This window comes from Parapedobacter deserti (assembly GCF_042646065.1).
Classification (GTDB): domain Bacteria; phylum Bacteroidota; class Bacteroidia; order Sphingobacteriales; family Sphingobacteriaceae; genus Parapedobacter; species Parapedobacter deserti.
Window position 1 is genome coordinate 89,481 of record NZ_JBHRTA010000016.1, and the last position, 17,262, is coordinate 106,742.

Annotated in this window: 9 protein-coding genes; 3 read left to right on the forward strand and 6 right to left on the reverse strand. The window is 52.7% G+C overall.

The window, feature by feature from the left end; genetic code table 11:
- The first annotated feature begins 4 nt into the window (after positions 1-4).
- Positions 5-1,768, forward strand: coding sequence for a RagB/SusD family nutrient uptake outer membrane protein (locus ACFOET_RS05925; protein WP_379020558.1), 1,764 nt, complete (start codon positions 5-7; stop codon positions 1,766-1,768).
- 2 nt (positions 1,769-1,770) lie between these two features.
- Entirely contained in the window at positions 1,771-2,616 is an 846-nt protein-coding gene (locus tag ACFOET_RS05930; RefSeq protein ID WP_379020560.1) for an endonuclease/exonuclease/phosphatase family protein, read from the forward strand.
- Positions 2,617-2,718: 102 nt separating this feature from the next.
- Here ACFOET_RS05930 and ACFOET_RS05935 read toward each other — a convergent pair whose 3' ends face one another.
- From ACFOET_RS05935 to ACFOET_RS05950, 4 genes are all read right to left on the reverse strand, one after another.
- Positions 2,719-3,375 carry an HAD family hydrolase gene (locus ACFOET_RS05935; RefSeq protein ID WP_379020562.1) on the reverse strand — a complete coding sequence of 219 codons (657 nt, stop codon included), beginning with the start codon at positions 3,373-3,375 and terminating at the stop codon, positions 2,719-2,721.
- Between the two features lie 185 nt (positions 3,376-3,560).
- On the reverse strand, positions 3,561-4,454 hold the full coding sequence (locus ACFOET_RS05940) for a PorP/SprF family type IX secretion system membrane protein (protein ID WP_379020564.1): 894 nt from the start codon (positions 4,452-4,454) through the stop codon (positions 3,561-3,563).
- Between the two features lie 62 nt (positions 4,455-4,516).
- Positions 4,517-10,717 (reverse strand): BspA family leucine-rich repeat surface protein, encoded by a 6,201-nt coding sequence (locus ACFOET_RS05945; RefSeq protein ID WP_379020565.1) that lies wholly within the window; start codon positions 10,715-10,717, stop codon positions 4,517-4,519.
- Positions 10,718-11,053: 336 nt separating this feature from the next.
- On the reverse strand, positions 11,054-11,674 hold the full coding sequence (locus ACFOET_RS05950; protein WP_379020567.1) for a response regulator: 621 nt from the start codon (positions 11,672-11,674) through the stop codon (positions 11,054-11,056).
- Between the two features lie 137 nt (positions 11,675-11,811).
- On the opposite strand from ACFOET_RS05950, the gene ACFOET_RS05955 reads away from it, so the two are divergent.
- Positions 11,812-12,891 carry an endonuclease/exonuclease/phosphatase family protein gene (locus ACFOET_RS05955; protein ID WP_379020569.1) on the forward strand — a complete coding sequence of 360 codons (1,080 nt, stop codon included), beginning with the start codon at positions 11,812-11,814 and terminating at the stop codon, positions 12,889-12,891.
- 31 nt (positions 12,892-12,922) lie between these two features.
- Here ACFOET_RS05955 and ACFOET_RS05960 read toward each other — a convergent pair whose 3' ends face one another.
- Together ACFOET_RS05960 and ACFOET_RS05965 are read right to left on the reverse strand one after the other, a co-directional pair.
- Positions 12,923-15,886, reverse strand: coding sequence for a sensor histidine kinase (locus ACFOET_RS05960; RefSeq protein ID WP_379020571.1), 2,964 nt, complete (start codon positions 15,884-15,886; stop codon positions 12,923-12,925).
- 212 nt (positions 15,887-16,098) lie between these two features.
- On the reverse strand, positions 16,099-17,247 hold the full coding sequence (locus tag ACFOET_RS05965; RefSeq protein ID WP_379020573.1) for a DUF4998 domain-containing protein: 1,149 nt from the start codon (positions 17,245-17,247) through the stop codon (positions 16,099-16,101).
- Positions 17,248-17,262 lie beyond the last annotated feature (15 nt).

The window sequence follows — 17,262 nt, forward strand, 5'->3', positions numbered from 1 at the left end:
AAATATGAAAACATTCCGTTATATTTTGATTGCAGTGGCCACCGTGTCATTTGCTTCTTGCAAACTGGATGAGGTTCCGGTCGATACCGCTACCAACCGTGCGATTTTCGGGTCGGCCAGCGGCATGGAACTCTACGCCAACTCATTCTACGACATCCTGCCCACCCCGTATGACGGGGTATTTGCCATCGACAATTTGTCTGATATCGTTGCCCGAAATGGCGTGGATAATCTGTTGGCTCCTAATGCACTGAGCGCGATTACCAGTTCTGGGTGGAGCTGGGGAGACCTGCGAAACATCAATTACTTCATCGAAAACGCGGCTCAAAGCGCAGTCGCGGAAAAAAATCATTACATCGGCTTGGCGCGATTTTTCAGGGCGCTGTTTTATTTCAATAAGGTCAAGCGATTCGGCGATGTACCCTGGATAGACCGGACAATTGAGGTTGATGACGACGAGACCTTGAACGCACCCCGCACCAGTCGGTTTACGGTAATGGAACGTGTGTTAGAAGACCTGGATTTTGCGATCGAGAATATTTCGTTGACCTCCGATCCGACCTGCACCCGCATCACTAAAAACGTAGCGCGGGCCTACAAAACCCGCATTTGCCTGTTTGAGGCCTCATTACGCAAATATCATACGGACTATGATATGCAGGCCACAGCCGATGAATGGTTTCAGCATGTGGTAGACGCCGCCAACGGGATCAGCGGCTTCACACTGCACCAAGCGGCCAGCCCGGACCTATCTTACCGCGAGCTTTTCATCACCCGGACACCTTACGCTGATGAGACGATCTTAGCCGTCGCCCTGGATGCCAGCTTGCAGGTGTTCAGTTCTGCAAACCGACGGTTTATCAGCCCCACTTACGGTAGCCGCCCCAGCCTTACTCGCAATTTCGTCAATATGTACCTTACCCTTGACGGTAGCCGCTTCACCGATTTGCCCGGCTACGAAACCACGCCCTTTGTCGACGAAGTAAAAAACCGCGACCTTCGGCTGAAGCAAACGATCCGCGTCGGCGATTACCACCGCACGGAAAACGGTGTGCCGGTTATCGCTCCACCTAACTTCAATCAAACCTTTACGGGTTACCAACCCATCAAGTGGTGTTATGACGAGCGCTTCCCCTACGATGACGAAAGCCGTAACGACAACGCCCACATCATTATGCGTTGGGCCGAGGTATTGTTGAACAAAGCAGAGGCGCTGGCCGAACTGGGCAGTATGACCGCTCAAGAATGGGCAGCAACAATCGGCGCCCTCCGTGCCCGCGCCGGTATCACGGGACCAACGTTGACCGCACTACCCGCGTCTGCTGACCCTTACCTGTCTGCGTATTACAGCGGGCGGTTCACGGATCCCATCTTGTTGGAGATAATCCGTGAGCGCACGGTCGAATTGGTATTCGAAGGGCTTCGCCCGGACGACCTAAGGCGCTGGAAACTGGGCGAACTGTTCGAAACCGCTCCAATGAATGGCATTTACGTGCCGGCTTTAGGCGAACACGACCTCAACGGAGACGGTATTATGGACGTCTGCTTCTATCAGGGAAACCGACCGGCTCCATCTAACCCATCCGTAGCATTTGTGGACGTATCCTCCTCGTCTGCTGCAGGCAGGATACAGCTATCAAACGGGACATCAGGAGAAGTTATCTGGAACCCGGGGGTAAGGGAATGGCAAGACCGGAAATACCTGTACCCAATACCTCAGGCAGACCTCGAGCTGAATCGCGAATTGGGCCAAAATCCGGGATGGTAGCGATGAGACGGTTAAGTATGCTATGTCTTTGTTTAGCCCTGCTAGGCGGGGTTAACGCGCAAGACCGCCGGACGAATATCCATGTGGCCAGCTACAACCTGCGCATGGACACGCCACGCGACAGCCTCAACGCATGGCCGCACCGGAAAGAGAACGTCAAGGCGCTGATTCAGTATCACGATTTTGACATTATCGGTACGCAAGAAGGTTTTATCCACCAATTGCAGGACTTGTTGGAAATGCCCGGTTATGCGTATTTCGGCGCTGGCCGCGACGACGGTAAGCAGGCAGGTGAGCATTCGGCTATCATGTATAAAAAAGACCGTTTCCGGGTAACTGACTCAGGGAATTTCTGGCTGCAGGAAACACCCGAGGCGCCGGGATTAGGCTGGGACGCTACCTGTTGCAACCGGATTTGTTCGTGGGCAAAGCTCAATGACAAAATCACCGGCCAGTTTTTCTTTATATTTAATGTGCATTTCGACCACCAAGGCGTTGTCGCCCGCAGAGAATCTGGCAAACTGATGGTGGACAAAATCAAGGAAATTGCCAAAGGTGCTCCGGTGATTTGTACCGGCGATTTCAACTCCACCCCCGAGACCGAGCAGATAAAAGGCATGTCAGCGATTCTGCAGGATGCATATGACGTCTCCCAAATGCCTCCGTATGGACCGTTTGGGACCAGCAACGGATTCCGCGTTGCTGCGCCGTTAAAAAACCGGATCGACTATGTGTTTGTCAGCAAGGATTTCGAGGTTCTGAAATATGCGGTACTCACCGACTCCAAAGACCAACGGTATCCATCGGATCACCTTCCCGTAGTGGCTACCGTGCGCTTTATCGACTAGCGTCAATACACGTTGGTAAATAGCAGGAACCTATTGCTTTAAGCGATGGTTCCTGCTTTTGTCTGGTTTGCGGGGATGCAATCGCCAGCAAAATATGCGCCTTCAGTGCGCCTCTAAATATTCACGTACCTCATGAAGGTTATCGAATGTGCGGTCCGCTTTCAACATTTTCCTGATGGATTCATGGGTTTGCACACCGAAACAGGTTAAGCCCGCGGCCGTTGCGGCAGTCGATCCTGTAACGGAATCTTCCAGTACCAGGCAGTCCTTCCTGTCTACCGCCAACTGCGCCACGCATAGGTTGTAAGGCTCCGGATCGGGCTTGGGATTTTGCACCTCTGTGCGGGTCACCAGCAGACGGAAATAATGTTTTATTCCGTTCCGTTCGAGGTGATACATGGTTACCGGACGCTTACTGGAGGTCACCACCGCCATGGTGATACCCCGATGGTGCAAAAAACTAAGCAGATCCGCTGCTCCGGGCATCAGGGGTACGGCTTCTTCTTCATGCTGCTGGGCAACGTTCGCCCTGACTTCCTCAAAGAATGTTTCGCGCTCAGTTTCAAAGCCATATTTGCTACGCAATAACTCAAGTGCTTGTGTATCGGTTGTTCCGGCGAGCTCATTTAGCCACACATCGCTCTGGAGCGGAAATCCGTGATGTTCTAACGCCTTCCGCCACGCCTTATAATAAAACCATTCAGAGTCGAGCAGCGTTCCATCCAAGTCAAACAGCACAACTTTCCATTTTGCAATCATATCCGTCAATATTAGCTCTTGGTGCGAAGATAAAAATATATTAGATATACATAGCAACTTATCAGGGCATATCATAGCGCTCAAAAATGTCTTCGGCTACGTGGGGCTCGAAAATCCACATGAATTACCCGCCTAATGGCAAAGAGGGAATCTGGTGACTTCTTCGCAGATTTCCTCTTTTCGGGTCAAAGCAGTCCTGCCTCCCTGCCAAACCGGTATTGGATACCGATCTCGTGGGTGGTGTTGCTGATGCGCCGGTTCAGCGGCTGGTTGCCCGGGTTGAACTGGTAGCTGTAGCCAACACCGAAGCCCGAGAAGTTGAACTGTGCAATGCCGGCTACCTCTCCGTAGCTGCGCACGTTTGCACCGATGCCGAACACACGCTTGATGAACACCAGCGCTGAAGCCTCCGCCTGCGGACGCAGGTTCTCCGCATACGTCACCAGCAGCCCAGGCCGCACATGGAAGTCCCCGCCCAGGCCGAACAGCGCCCCCGCCGTCAGGTGGTACAGGTTCCGGAAGTTGTAGCGGCTGTCGCTGTCTACACCCAGGCTCCCAAGCATCAGACGCGGCAGCGACAGCCCCACGTAATAACGCTCCGGACGGAACAGCATAACCCCGAAGCCGATCAGCGCGTCCGTCTCACGGATGTCTTCCCGGAAGGCAGGGTCCATCGGGTCCAGCTGCGAGAAACGCCCGTCGAGGTAGCTCACGCCGGCATTCAGCGACAGCCCCACGTATTCCGTCTCCGATATCCGCACACGCTTGGCGAAAAACGCCGAGGCCTCCGTCAGCTTCTCCACCGCAAGGCTCTCGTGGCGAACATTAACGCCCGCCGTGGCGCCGAAACCTTCCAAACCAAAATGTCCGCTGCCCCAGAAGACGGTGGGCGCACCATCCATGCCCACCCACTGCCGGCGGCCGATCACCGACACCTCCCCGCCCATGCTCATCAGACTCGCCGACGGGTTGACAACCGTGCGAAGCTGACCGTACTGGGTGTGCGTCAGCGCATGCTGCGCATGTGCCGCCGCAACCCGGGCCACCAGCACTGTTATTATTAATAATGTCCTTTTCATATATATTCGTATGTCCCTTTCACATTTTTATCCGCCAAATCCGTGTCATCCCTACTTCAATGTTAATACCTCAGCACGAAATACCCTTTCTTATATTTCCACATACCGTTCTCCTTCACTTCCACGATATAAAAGTAGGTGCCGGCGGGCAGCGGCAGCTGCCCCGTGCCAATGCCACGGAAAGCCACCCGGTTGTTGTCGTAGCCGTTAGCCTCCCATAGCAGGGTGCCATTGCGGTTGAAGATCGTCACCCGGTTTTCCGGATAGTCCTGTATCGCTTCGATCATCAGGAATTCGTTGATGCCATCACCATTGGGCGATATCACCGGATGAACAAGTACCGGCAGGTCAGATGATGGATCTACTACGCGTACCGTCACCGTGACCGGTGCTGCCGGCTCGTGGTTACCGTCGCCCGCCTGCGTGGCCGTGATCCGTACCGTGCCCAGGCGGTGGATGTGCAAGACCGTGCCTTCCACCGTTGCCACCTGTTCATCGTCGATGACCAGGCTCACCGGCAACCTGCTGCCGGCCGAAACATCCAGCTGGGTGCTGCCCGCATCGCGGTTTACCGTAGTGGGTGCATTGAACGTGATCGACTGCGGTGCTTTATGCACGGTGAGCACCCGGCTCACCTCCGGCCGGTTGCTGTAGTTGCCGTTCTCCGGCACCGTCGCCGTGATCGTCGTTGTCCCCGCGCCATGGACCGCGATACGGCCGTCCGCCGTAACTTCCGCCACCAACGGGTTGCTGCTCGTGTACAGTATGTCCTCACCGCTGCTGGCTGTTGCCCCCGCGGCGAAGTCCGCATCCCCGTAGGTCTTCTCCGCCAAGGGCGCAAAAGTGATTGTGCGCGGGGCCGGAGTAACCTCTAATATCGCCGTTAATACCAATGTTTGGTACCCCGCCCCGGCCATCGTCGCCGTCACCGTCTGGCTGCCTACATCCGTGCGGCCGTTGTTGATATAGGACACCGATACGCCTGCTGGCAGCTCACCGGTTATCACTAATCGGTGTACCGCGCCGTTATAAAGGAAGGTACCGTTGTTGAGGCTGATACCCGTAATATCCGCTGGCAATTCCGGTGGTGCAATGATAAAGTCGGCCCCGATGAACGTAATAACGTAGTTACCGCCGGCTGATAGGTCGCCCTGCGTAATTGCATAGGAACCTGCATCCTCACCCGCTGTCCGCGCCAGACTGCCCGTAAAGGCATTCCCCGCCACCAGCGCCGGATCAACCCGGTATGTCAGCTCCGGATCGTCCGAACCAAAGATCTTCGTCTGATCGTCTGCCGCCACCGTGATGGCCAGCGGCGTGATCGTCAGCGTGGCCGTCAGCTCCAGGGTCTCGTAGTTATCGCCGCTGACCGTGGCTGTCACTTCATATTCGCCCGCATCGGTAGCCCCATTGCCCGGCTCGCCGTCGATGGTGTAGCTCACCGACGCGCCCTCGGGCAGGTCGCCCGTGATGGCCAGCGTATGGTCCGTGCCGCTGTACGTGAAGCTGGCGTCTTCAAACGTAATGCCCGTGATGGTGGCCGGAGCGATTGAAAACTCCGCACCAGTGAAGGTAATTGCGTAGTTATCACTTAGCGAGAGGTTGCCCTGTGTGATCGCATAGCTACCCACATCCTCACCCGCTGTCCGCGCCAGACTGCCCGTAAAGGCATCCCCCGCCACCAGCGCCGGATCAACCCGGTATGTCAGCTCCGGATCGGCCGAACCGAAGATCTTCGTCTGATCGTCTGCCGCCACCGTGATGACCAGCGGCGTGATCGTCAGCGTGGCTGTCAGCTCCAGCGTCTCGTAGTTATCGCCGCTGACCGTAGCCGTCACTTCATATATGCCCGCATCGGTAGCCCCATTACCCGGTTCGCCTTCGATGGTGTAGCTCACCGACGCACCTTCCGGTAGATCACCCGTAATGGCCAGCGTATGGTCCGTGCCACTGTACGTGAAGATGGCGTCTGCAATCGCAATGCCCGTGATGGTAGCCGGAGCGATTGTAAGCTCCGCACCAGTGAAGGTAATTGCGTAGTTATCACTTAGCGAGAGGTTGCCCTGTGTGATCGCATAGCTACCCACATCCTCACCCGCTGTCCGCGCCAGACTGCCCGCAAAGGCATCCCCCGCCACCAGCGCTGGATCAACCCCGTACGTCAGCTCCGGATCGTCCGAACCGAAGATCTTCGTCTGATCGTCTGCCGCCACCGTGATGGCCAGCGGCGTGATCGTCAGCGCGGCCGTCAGCTCCAGGGTCTCGTAGTTATCGCCGCTGACCGTGGCTGTCACTTCATATTCGCCCGCATCGGTAGCCCCATTGCCCGGTTCACCGTCGATGGTGTAGCTCACCGACGCGCCCTCGGGCAGGTCGCCCGTGATAGCCAACGACTTGATCGTACCATCATACACCACGCTCTTATCTTCTATTGAAACACCCGCTACCGGCATATTATACTGCACTTCCAGCACATTAGATGCGGTGTTACCATTGCCGGAAGTATTGGTGACCGCATCGGCCGGAACTGACACCTGTACGGTGCCCCCCACTGCAGGGCTTACCAGCACCGTATAGCTGACATCATCCGAAGTCATCAGGTTGCTCAACGTTGCATTGGTTGCGGTGATATTCCCCGTTGTGAATCCGGTGACGGCCTCGCTGAATACCACGGATACCATAAACGGTGCATTCACTGGCGAAGAAACCGTCGTACCGACCGTCACGCTTGGGCGTGGAGTCACCGTGAGCGTAAATATATCAGCCACCGTTCCACCGTTACCATCATCGGCCGTCACCGCTATCTCAATAGTACCGACATCCGTATTCCCCGGTGTGCCGCTGAAGGTTCTGGTATCTTCATCAAAATCGAGCCAATCCGGCAGGGATTCTCCATTACTCAATTCAGCCGTGTAGGTGAGCACATCGTCCTGGTCAGTGTCTTCAAACGTATCTTCCGGAAACTGAAAGCTGAATGGCGTATTCTGGATCGTTTCCTGATCGGGAATGGGGTGCGTTACGGTTGGCGCTATATTAACCCTCAGATCGAGCATGCTGCCATTTTGTATGTTATATTCAGCCAGTGTCCGACCGTCTTCTAACGCGGCGCCGTCAAAGAGCAGCCGTTGTAGATGCGGCGGAACACCAATCTGGTCTTGAATCCGCTGTTTCACCTGCTGGATCGCATCGCTTCCTTCCGCATGAATGATCAACGTACGACCCGATTCGGTTCTCACGAAGATCACCATCGACGCGCAGGCGGGGGTGTCCCCTTCAACCGTCCAGCTATGGTCATCAATCAACGACTGCCGCGCTTCGGCACCGGCACAGTATTCCAGTCCCATCGCCCCTAACCGGATGCTATTTTGCAAACCGGGCAGCGCGGCCCAACCGATCAACGTAGCGTCGTAGTTTTCAAGCGAGAGACCGGAATTGGCCAGCATGTTGTGCATATTGGTCACCTGGGAAATAGCCCAGTTCCCCAGATCGCGGTTGAAAGATGTGGCGCCACTGAACGTCGATTCCATATTCGTCACATGGGAAACATCCCAACTACTGAGATCCCTATTGAACGCTACCGCATTCCGGAACACCCATCGCAAACTGGACGCATTTGGAAAGGCCCAACCTGCTATATCGCCGTTAAAGGCCTGTGTGTCATTAAACATCCCGATCATATTGGTCACGTTTGAAACGTCCCAGTTGCCGAGCGCTTGATTAAACGCCTTTGATTCGGCGAACATCCACGACATATCCCGCACATTGGAGACATCCCATCCACTGATATCGTTGTCAAACGACGCTGTCCTTGCAAACATAGCAGACATATTCGTAACACTGGAAACGTCCCAGTCGCCGATATCCTGATTGAATGCGAACGCGTCCTGAAACATCCAATTCATCGCCGTAACGCGCGAAACATCCCAGTCGCCGATATCCTGATTAAATGCGGCGGCCCCCTCGAACAGCGCCTGCATGTTGGTGACCTTCGAAACATCCCAACTGCCGATATTCTGATTAAAAACGGAAGCATGGAAAAACAACCGCCGCATATTGGTTACATTGGAGACATTCCAGCCACTGATATTGCCGTTAAAAGCGGAAGCTTCCTCGAACATTGCATCCATATTGGTCACACTTGAGACATCCCAACCACTGAGGTCAGCATTGAAGGATCTGGCACCAGCAAACATCCATGCCAATGACGATACCCCGCTTAAATCCGGAACGTCGACCGCGGTTGACCTCAGGTTGCTGGCATTTGCAAACGCGCCTTCCATGGTTGTCCACGCGATATCGCCCCATTGCTCAATGCTACGTAGCTTCTGGTCATTCGTGTTGTCGCTGGCAACACTTCCAAGCTGGATGGCCGGGAAGTCTCCGCTGATAGACACCGTATACGTCCCTGCTTCCGCGTAGCTGTGCACGGCATTGCCGGTTTGGCCGGTGGAGGTCGTACCGTCCCCCCAGTCTACCGAATAATTGTACCCGCTTACGTTGGGATTCACCGGTATGGTGATGCTTTCATTGGCGGTAGTGGTTTGCCAGCTAGTGACGAATGGCCGTTGGGTATCGCAGCCGGCATCACCAGTAATCGTCCAGCCATGGTCATCCATCAACGACTGCCGTGCTTCGGCACCGGCACAGTATTCCAGTCCAAACGCCCCTAACTGTACGTTGTTTTGCAAACCGGAGAGCGCTGCCCAACCGATAAGCAGGGCGTCGTAGTTTTCAAGCGAGAGGCCGGAGCCGCTGAGCATATTCGACATATTGGTGACGCTGGAAATGTCCCACCCTGCTAAGCTTTGATCGAATGCCGTAGCCCCGAGGAACATCGCGCTCATGTCCGTTACGTTGGATACGTCCCAGCCAGCTATATCCCCATTGAATGCAGTTGCATTGTTGAACATCGAGAACATATCCGTCACGCTGGATACATCCCAACCGCTTATATCGCTATTGAAAGCAATTGCGCTAGAAAACATACCCGTCATGTTTGTGATGTTTGAAACGTCCCAACCGCTTATATCCCCATTGAATGCGAGCGCTCCCACGAACATGTATTCCAAATCCGTAACACTGCTTAGATCGGGGGCATCGGTGGCGTTGCTTTGCAGATTGGCCGCGCGAGAAAAGGCCCTGTTCATCGACGTCCACTGGATGTCGCCCCATTGCTCAATGGATAGGATCTTTTCCATATCGCCACCTACCGCTACGGTTCCGAAACTAATGCGGGGAAAGTCGCCGGTAATCTCTACCCGATAGGTACCGGCAGTCGGGAATGTAAGGGTGTGCGTACCCGTAATACCCGTCTCGACGCCGTGGACCGCGGCATCGTTGACATCCGCCCAATAGATCGTATAATCGTATCCGCCTCCAATTGTGGGAATCCGGATTTGGGTATCACCGGTTTCGCCCGGGTTATCAGTCTTCCACATGGTGATGAAATTTCCGGGATCGCCTGGGGTGATTACGTTTGTATCGCCCACTACCGTAATTGTAAGGGCCTTCTCAAACGTTTCGCCATGGCCATCAACCGTCCGGATTCGTAAATTGTACGTTCCTGCAGCTAGTGCAGAAGCATCGTTGGCCCGCAGCGTATTTCCGCTGATGTTGAAGCTGGCATTGTGGGTACTACCTGCACCCGCAACCAGCGAGTAAGCATGCGTATCCCCCACGTCGGGGTCAGCCGTGCTAAGCAAGCCCACCTCCGCATTGACACCCGCGCTCTGATTAACAGAGCTATTGCTCAGGGTGATGTCGGTGGGTGCATCATTGACCGGGGTGATGTTGATCTGAATGATTCCAAGGCTGATATCGTTTCCACCCCCGGTGCCTGTATGGCCGTTGTCATTAATGAATACTTTCACTTCTGCTGCACCCACTCCACTGAGGTTGGGCGTTGGCCGAAAGTAGATGTTACTGGGAATGGCGATATAATTGTTCAGGTCGGTTAAATTGCCCGAAAGCGTCAAACGGTCAGTTAGGTGGCCGGAAAGGATAATGCCCGTTCCAGCAGCGATATCAAAGATGCCGCCGGTTGCAATCAATGTTAACGTAAGCGCTCCCGACCCCGCATCCACATCGCTTATCGTAGCAGCAGAAATATTGAATTCATCTGTAATGGCATCTTCCTGTACGGCGATGAATGATGGCAGCCCCGTGACCGTGGGGTCTACATTGGATTGGCAACGGGATTCCTGGGGAATAAAGGAAACCAAGAGCCCGATCAAAAACGAAACGAGAAGCAGCTTTTTTTTCATCAATAGCGTTGTTACTAAAAAATGGGAGCGTAAGACCGCCCAGGGGACCACCGCAGGTAGAACGGGTAGATGTCTTTCCATAGTGGCACAAATAGACCACAATTCCTATTGAAATGGTATCCCTCTTTTGGGGGGTACGATATCCCACCCGAAACAGCCTTTTCCCCGAGCACTTCGCTATAGGTTCCCGGTAAAATGCCGTGCTTTGGCCTTTTTCACGGCATTGTATAGGCTCACATAGGGATATCACAGGGATGAAGCATAGAGGAAGCATAAAGCAAGCATGAATGAGGCATAGGTGAAGGCAGGGCTATTAACTTAGGGACGCGTTACTTTTTACTTGTACTTCCGGCTAATCAACGCATGCCGGCTATTGACTTGTAGCTTTTCGTAAATGTTCTTGATGTGATATTTTACCGTTTCAAGCGAGATATCCAGACGGATGGCCACTTCCTTGTTGGTGAGCCCCTCCTCAATGGCGGTAACGATCTGCGCTTCCCTTGGCGTCAGCTTTTCCGCTAAGTCCCCGGTATTTTTGGGATTGAAATATTCCACGACCTTACGGGCGATGCCGGGGGACATGGGGGCACCACCTTCGTGCAGCGAAATCACCGCTTCTTTAATCTTTTGCAACGGAGTCTGTTTAAGGAGGTATCCCGATGCGCCGTTGCACAAAGCCTGGAACACCCGAGTGGTATCATCGTAGACGGTAAGCATGATCACGTGGCACGTAGGCGCTTGCCTTTTGATACGCGTGATACCTTTGATGCCTGACTCTCCTGGCAGACCGATATCGGACAGCACAATATCGAGGAAAACATCGTCCTTCCATTGCTCAAAAAAAGCCTCGACGGAATGTGCTGCCAGTATACAGGAAACGCCAGGCTGACTGTCGAAAAATTGGGTCAGCATGTTTCTGATCTGCTCATCGTCTTCAATAATGCCCAAACGAATCATGGGGTAAAAGTACGGTTTAACTGCGAATGGATATATCCCCCTTTTGGGTAGTACGTTGAACGAAAGCTGAAACGACAAAGAAGAGGTTTCGAATCGAAAGCATTTGCGCCTTTGCGTTAAAAGATTTATATTGCCTTATGGTATTGACGATTATGGTTGTTTCGGCAGTGCTGATTTTACTCAGTGCACTGCCCTTTATACAAAATCAGCATTGGGTATTCCGGGTAGCTGAATTCATGAAGCTCCAGCTGCTTTTGCTACAGGTCATCGTATTCGTTATCGCTTTCTTTTATGTCGAAGACAGCCCTGCGCTGTGGTATTTCCAGGCCGCACAGGCCGTGTTGATCGGTTACCACGTTTACATCCTGATGCGTTATACCAAATTCTGGAGAAAACCTAAAACGGAAAAGACGGGTAATGCTTCCGATCCGATTAAACTAATCGCATGCAACGTTTATCAGTTCAACCCGGATCCCAGTCGCTTTATCGACTTGATCCGCAAGGAGCAGCCCGATGTTCTCCTAACCATGGAAAGCAACAGCACTTGGGAGCGGGCCATGCGCCCGCTGGAAAAAGACTACCCGAACCGGGAAAAAGTTACCCTGGAAAACACCTATGGCATGCACCTTTATACGAAACTGAAAGTCAACCAGATGCATGTGCATTTTTTTGTCGCCGATGATCTGCCGAGCATAGAAGCAGAGCTGGAAACGAATGGCGGACATCGCTTTGTATTCTTTGGCGTGCACCCCCCGCCGCCGAGCCCTACGGAAGAAGATACCTCTAAGGAACGTGACGGAGACCTGCTCTGCGTGGCTAAGAAAGTAAGGGATTATCAACTCCCTGTTGTCGTTGCCGGCGACTTCAACAATGTGGCATGGGCCAGATCTTCGATGCTATTTAAGAAAACAAGCCGGCTCATTGATGCCCGGATTGGCCGGGGCATATTGGCAACCTTTCATGCGAAGTACTGGTTTTTCAGGGTGCCGCTGGACTTGCTGTTTCATAGCCCAACGATTTTTATCGATTCCCTCTTTACCTATCCGGATATCGGTTCGGATCATTTTCCTGTAGGATGCACTTTCCACGTGGGCGCCCTTTCGTCCAAGCAAGGGGAAGAACTGAAACACCTTGAACCCGACGAAATGCAGGAGGTGAATGAATTGATTCAGGAAGGAAAGGAAGAGCAAGACAACAACAGGGATGCAAAACACTGACGTAGCGCTAGCCGATGATACAGCGGCATGTTTACCCTCCCTTTTTTGGTGGCAAGTCCAAGGAAAGCTGAAACAAACCATGCTGATCGGTCACGGAAAGCGTCCCACCGATTTTCGCAGCCCGATGTTCCATATTCACCATCCCCCGTCCGCCCTGGCGGCGCCCTACACCATTGCTTTTTGCCGAATACCGGTTAATGATGACAAGCCGCACGTTCTTATTTACCAACAAGTTAATAACGATTTCCGAGCCATTGCTGTACTTGATGGCGTTGGTCAGTGCCTCCTTGAAAATCAGGAACAGGTTTTGCCTGAAAGCCTGTGAAACTTTGGCGGAGTCCACGTCGCCCTCCTCATCAAACCGGTAGCTAAAATCCAGCTCCTCCCGGAGGCGGTATACATAGTCTTTCATGCGGATGACCAGGTCCTTCATCGTGTCGAACCGCGAATCGATCGACCAAACCATATCGCTCATCGTCAGCAGCGCTTGCTTGCTGGTGTCGGCAATCAGCTCCAGCTGCTTCGCCTGATTTTCTTCCGGCATCTGGTTCGCAGACAACGTATTGGCCTGGAAAAAAATCCGGGTCAGCGAACTGCCTACCTCATCGTGGAGGTCAGCCGCAATGCGGTTGCGGATAGTCTGTTCGCGGCGGATTTTCTGTATCCGGCTTCGATACCAAAGCACCGTTAGGGATATGGCCAGTGCGACCAGCAGCCCGCCGAACCACCAGGTTTGATAATAATGGGGTTGTTTGACTACCGTAATCTCCCTAAGCCTGCTGGTGGTTCCTGTACTCCTGGTTTTCAATCGTATTTGATAGTGGCCAGGCGAGGGATCGATAAGCGAGATGAATTGGCCAAACTTCAGCATGTCCGAATCGCCCGAGTTTATCGAATAAGTCACCTCACAATCCGCTCGGTAGTTCTTCGGTGTTCCCACGTACAGTCCCGTAAGGCTTTGGCCGGGCTTCAACGTCAATGTTCGATCCGCGCGGTAAGGCCACGAGTAATCGGACATTTTCTCACCTGCATTACCTTTTGACGTGTGTATTTCGGTCACATAACTTTCCAGCTGATTGCCTTCATTAAACCAGTCATGCGCCATATCCAGGACGGTATAGCCCATCAGCCCGCCGATAAACACCCGATTGCGGACGGTATCCGGAAACGATGCGCCGGAATTGAACTCCGACTGACTCAGCCCTTCGGCCGTTCCGATGCGTCTCACACGCTGTTGCCCATCGATCAGGTTCAGTCCATTTGCCGTGCCAGCTACTTTTACGCCGTTCGACACTTCAAGACTATAAATCAAGTTATTGCTCATCCCATTGGCCGTCGTTAAACGCTGCAACACCTCCCCGTCTGGATCAATCGCTACTAGTCCATCCCCCTGTGTCGCCACCCACGTGGTATCATTTATGATTATGGACTTAAATACGCCAATGTTACCGGATTTTGGGTATTTCTTTGTTAACACCCCGTTATCGAGCAAAAAGAGGCCAACATTCGTACTTAAAAACAAGCCTTGCCCTTCGTGGTGTTGCATGTGGCGAATCTGAACATCCAGCGCATGCGGCTCGCCGGTCGTCAATTCGTATCGATCCAAACGAAGACTTTTTTTATCGAGCATCCAAAGCCCGTTCATGCCGCCAATGAGGTAGTCCGTTGCGGTCTCAGCGAGGCACATTACGAATATCGGCAAGTGGGCGGCGTACTTTTCGCTGGCATTCTGGGATAGTGTGTAGCGCAAATCCGCAACCCGGCGTTGGCGCCGGTTAAAAACTTTCAGAAAGCCCCCTTCTGTACCCACAAGCAACTTGTTGTTGTTCATCGGGAGCATCACATATGCATGCCGGAGCTCCTGAAAGGTAAACACCGTACCGTCGGGCTCGATGTAACCTGCTCCGTTGTATGTCGCATAAAACTGTGCGCCATCGGGGTAAACATAAATGCCCCGCGTACTTTTGTTCGGGCCCGGATTGGCCGGGATAAGTTGTGAAATTCCTTTGGTTTTGGGGTACACCACAAAAATCCCTTCCTCCGTTCCCAGCAACACTTCACCGCCGGCAATATGGACCGATGTTGTTCTGAACCGGTGTCTGGAAGGGATGCCCACCCGTTGCCGAAGGCGGAGGGTAGAATCCAGCAGGTATACCGCTTCGTCATCGGCGTAAGCATGCAGACCATTGCCTTCTTTCAACACATAGTATTTATCTTCAGACAACACAAAATTCCGGGGTCTTATTGTTGTCGCAATACCCTCATCAAGCGAGTAACTGAATTGTTCAGGAACATCCAAGAATAACGTATCTTGATGTGCAACCAGGTTTTTGATCAACGATTGGAGGCCTGGGAGTTGACGGTACTGCGTTTGTCCATGGCGGTCGGTGTTGATTGAGAGCAGGCCACCTCCCGTTGTACCCACCCATATCTTTCCTTTCCAGATGGTCATGCTCCGTGGCGACACCTTGTTGCTCGCAAGTTTGCCGCGTTCATTCAATTCGTCAATCCGGGTAAACTGGTTGCCTTTCAACAGCAGCAGGTGGCCGTTTTCATAAGCGATGATGACCGTGGAGTCTGCCAATTGTGCAATTGAATGTACGGTGCGGTCTTGGATTGGTGGCAGAAGAGCCGAATCTACAGCATGTACTTTCCAGGTCTTGAGGTCAAGGTAACTCAGGTTGGCGTTGCCCGCCATCCACAACCGATTCCGATAATCGATTAGAATGCGCTGGGGCATATCGTCGGTGAGTCGCTGAGCCGAAATAGTATTCAAGATATCCAGCGAACGGTATCCGTCATAACGGTAGATTTCGCCGTTGGTGAGGTACCAGATAAAGCCGAGGCTGTCTGTCGTTACATCCTTGATGAGCACCTCATCCTGACTGGGAAAAAGTCGGAGCCTTGCGATCGTGTACTCCTGTCCATAGATGGTCAGTTTGGCGCACAACAGCCAAATGAGACTACAAAGTCGAAAGCACCGATTCTTCGTCATGTAGGAAAGTAGATGTACCTTTCAAAGGTAAGGCAAATCGCAGCCTGAATCCAAATACTTTAAGTATATGATAACAAATTTAATCCCCGGCGAAGCGATAGCAGATGGCGTAATCACCTACTCAAATTTTAAGGCACTAAAAAGTTGATCTGCTCCCCATGAAAATGTGGAACAAACCAACCATAATAGACGGATTAATTTTACGTTAACGGTCAATAAAAAAAAGTGCCCGCTTCTGCCAGACCAGGCTGCCGCTGCGAATCATGACCCGATACCGGTATCAGCTTGAAGTAGCGAAACGATTTTTGCGCCTCCAAATCGATGTATTGGTACTCACGGTCAATATTCCTTAACCCAACTAAACCCAAACTTTCCCATGTTTCATTGTCGTCACCCACCAATATTTCCATTTCCCGAATTTTACGATCCCCATTTTTCTGAGCAAAGTAAAAACCATCAACGTTTAGCACTTCACCCATGTCCACCGTAACCCAATGATCTGGGTAGTTAGTCGCAGGCGACGCAAAACGTGCTATCCAAAAGGTTTCGGATGTGCCATCAATCAAGTTTGCGACAGCATGCCTGTCAGCAGTATTCTCCGAACTAAATCCGGCGATCGACCACGTTTCTTTAGGGTAAAGGGTCCGCTCGGTGACGATAAATTCCGCCGGATCGACCGTTTGAAACGCAGCATAAAACGTATCAATGGCCAAAGCCGTAGGCTTATATCGTGTGGTAAAGGCAAACTCCGTCTCCGGTCGGTAGTCGGGAAGCATCGTCTGATTGGAGACCGCCCCTGTAGTGACATGGGCCGAGTCGCCCTTGTTGGTCATATACCTTACCAACGTGCCAAGCAAGGTGGAGTCTGCAGATTCGGGAAACCAGTTAATAAGCAACCCTCCCTCGGTTTGCCGGACATTGTCAATAATCCGGTGGTTAAGGTTTTCGACATAACTTTCCCCGTACACGCGACCGAATATTTCAGCACGCATCGAGCTATTGCCTTCGCCGTCATAGGTACGAATGTCAAACGTGTAGATACCCTCCTCAATTTCTGGGATGACCACCTGCTTGTATGTGGCGATATCCTCATCGGTAACCTCTGTCTCATAATACCCGTCGATCCCCCACGATATGCTCATCTTCCCGACCCGAGCATCGGTACTCATGAGCGCCCGGACGGCCGCCCGCTTATTGCCGGGCAGGAACAAAAGGGAATCAACCCTGCCGGGATATACTTTTTCCGCATTTTCCAGATAATCGCGGTAATGATAATCAATCGGCGTACACCGGCTGATCATTAAAACGACCAAGACCAACAAAAGGGCCCGTGCCGCCATGCTATTAATTTTTCTTTCCATAACGATTTGTCTTGA

Excerpts from the sequence above, each read along its gene's own strand:
- ACFOET_RS05925 (WP_379020558.1), top strand. The coding sequence starts at position 5 with ATGAAAACATTCCGTTATATTTTGATTGCAGTGGCCACCGTGTCATTT.
- ACFOET_RS05930 (WP_379020560.1), top strand. The coding sequence starts at position 1,771 with ATGAGACGGTTAAGTATGCTATGTCTTTGTTTAGCCCTGCTAGGCGGG.
- ACFOET_RS05935 (WP_379020562.1), bottom strand. The coding sequence starts at position 3,375 with ATGATTGCAAAATGGAAAGTTGTGCTGTTTGACTTGGATGGAACGCTG.
- ACFOET_RS05940 (WP_379020564.1), bottom strand. The coding sequence starts at position 4,454 with ATGAAAAGGACATTATTAATAATAACAGTGCTGGTGGCCCGGGTTGCG.
- ACFOET_RS05945 (WP_379020565.1), bottom strand. The coding sequence starts at position 10,717 with ATGAAAAAAAAGCTGCTTCTCGTTTCGTTTTTGATCGGGCTCTTGGTT.
- ACFOET_RS05950 (WP_379020567.1), bottom strand. The coding sequence starts at position 11,674 with ATGATTCGTTTGGGCATTATTGAAGACGATGAGCAGATCAGAAACATG.
- ACFOET_RS05955 (WP_379020569.1), top strand. The coding sequence starts at position 11,812 with ATGGTATTGACGATTATGGTTGTTTCGGCAGTGCTGATTTTACTCAGT.
- ACFOET_RS05960 (WP_379020571.1), bottom strand. The coding sequence starts at position 15,886 with ATGACGAAGAATCGGTGCTTTCGACTTTGTAGTCTCATTTGGCTGTTG.
- ACFOET_RS05965 (WP_379020573.1), bottom strand. The coding sequence starts at position 17,247 with ATGGAAAGAAAAATTAATAGCATGGCGGCACGGGCCCTTTTGTTGGTC.